Origin of the sequence: Corallococcus sp. Z5C101001 (genome assembly GCF_007352635.1) — a bacterium.
Taxonomy (GTDB): domain Bacteria; phylum Myxococcota; class Myxococcia; order Myxococcales; family Myxococcaceae; genus Corallococcus; species Corallococcus silvisoli.
On record NZ_VKLU01000045.1, the window covers coordinates 1 to 2,060 of the forward strand.

Genomic DNA, 2,060 nt, shown 5'->3' on the forward strand with positions numbered 1-2,060 from the left:
GCGTCCGGCGTGCGCGCGGCCTGCCGGGCGAAGTGGACGTGGACGGGGAGGTCCGTGGGACTGGCGACCGCGGAGGGATTCCAGTCCACGAGCAGGCGCTGACGCTCCTCGCTGGAGAGCAGTGGGAGCTCGGCCAGGGATTGGTCGGGATGGGTGGCCACTGCGTCCAGCAGCGTGCGCAGGTGGCCGGCCATCCGTTGCAGGGTGCCGTGGTCGAAGAGGTCCTTGTTGTACTCGAGCGTGCCGTGCAGGCCCGCCGTCGTCTCCGTGAAGAAGACACTCACGTCGAACTTCGACGTCGGATGCGCCGTGTCCATGCCCCGCAGACGGAGGTCCGGCAGCCGCAGGTCTTCCGTGGGCACGTTCTGGAGCGCCAGCAGCGTCTGGAAGAGCGGGGTGTGGCTGAGGCTGCGCACCGGCTGGAGCGCTTCGACCAGCTTCTCGAAGGGCACCTCCTGGTGCTCGTAGGCCTCCAGGACCGTGGCGCGGACCTGCTGGAGCAGCGCACGGAACGACTGCCCGTCCTCCAGCTTCGCCCTCAGGACGAGCGTGTTGACAAAGAAGCCGATGAGACCTTCCGTCTCGGCGCGGGTGCGGCCGGCGATGGGCGATCCGACGTTGATGTCCTGCTGGCCCGTGTAGCGCGACAGCAGGGCCTGCCAGGCCGCGAGCAGCACCATGAAGAGCGAGCCGCCCTCGCGGTGCGCCAGACTCCGCAAGCCTTCCGTCAGTTCACGGGACAGGGTGAACCGGAAGGTCGCGCCCGAGGTGCCGCGGATGGCCGGACGCGGCCTGTCGGTGGGCAGCTCCAGGATGGCGGGCGCGCCGGAGAGCTTCCCTTCCCAGTAGGCCACTTCTCGACGCAGCGCCTCGCCGCTCAGCGTGCGGCGCTGCCAGGCTGCGTAATCCGCGTACCGCACCGGAAGCGCGGGCAGAGGTGAGGGCCGCTCCTCGGAGAAGGCCGAGTAGAGCGCGCCCACCTCGCGGACCAAGATGCCCAGGGACCAGCCGTCGGAGACGATGTGGTGCAGGGTGACGACAAGCGCATGCTCTCGTTCGGCCAGCTTGAAGAGCAGCGCGCGAACGAGGGGGCCCGTGCGCAGAGCGAAGGGGCGGCGCATCTCCTGCTCCACGCACGCCCGGGCCTCGGTCTCACGCTGCGCGGCCGGTACGTCCGTGAGGTCCACGAGGCCCAGCCGCATGGGATTGTCAGGATGGATGACCTGGACGGGTTCGCCTTCCACCTGACTGAAGGTCGTGCGCAGGGTGTCGTGACGGCGCACGACTTCCTGCAGGGCACGCTCCAACACCGCTGGGCGCAAGTGGCCGTCCAGCCGCACCGCCACCGGTACGTTGTAGAGGGCACTGCCCGGTTCGAGCTGATCAATGAGCCACAGACGCTGCTGCGCGAACGACAGCGGCAGTGGGCCTTCATGCGAGGCACGGGTGATCCGTGTCGCGTGCGTCCGCGCGAGGCCTGACAGCCGCCCCGCGAGAGCTTCGATGGTGGGGGACTCGAAGAGCGCGCGGAGGGGGAGTTCCACGCCGAACTCGGAGCGGACGCGAGACACCACCTGGGTGGCGAGGAGGGAGTGTCCGCCAAGTTCGAAGAAGGAGTCCTTCACGCCAACCTGGGGCAAACGGAGGACTTCGGCCCAGATGGAGGCGAGAGAGGCCTCGGCTTCGGTGCGAGGGGCCACGTAGGAGTGGGTGGCCTGGGGGGCCTCCGGCTCGGGGAGGGCCTTGCGGTCGACCTTTCCGTTGGAGTTGAGGGGCAGGGCGTCGAGCACGAGGAAGGCGGAGGGCACCATGTACTCGGGGAGCTGGTTCCGGAGCTGAGCCTTGAGGGAGTCGATGTCGAGAGAGTGGCCCTCGCGAGGGGTGACGTAGGCGACGAGGCGCTTGTCAGCGGCCTCCCCCCTGGCGATGACGACGGCGTCCTTGAGGCCGGTAGCGCGGCGGAGGGCTGCTTCGATTTCACCCAGCTCGATGCGGAAGCCGCGCACCTTCACCTGGAAGTCGATGCGGCCGAGGTATTCGAGGCGGCCGTCAGGGCGGTA

1 protein-coding gene is annotated in these 2,060 nt (G+C 69.0%); it reads right to left on the reverse strand.

The features are described from left to right. Nucleotides 1–2,060 (reverse strand): condensation domain-containing protein (locus FOF48_RS36110; protein WP_255443073.1); only part of this gene is annotated, 2,060 nt, incomplete at both ends.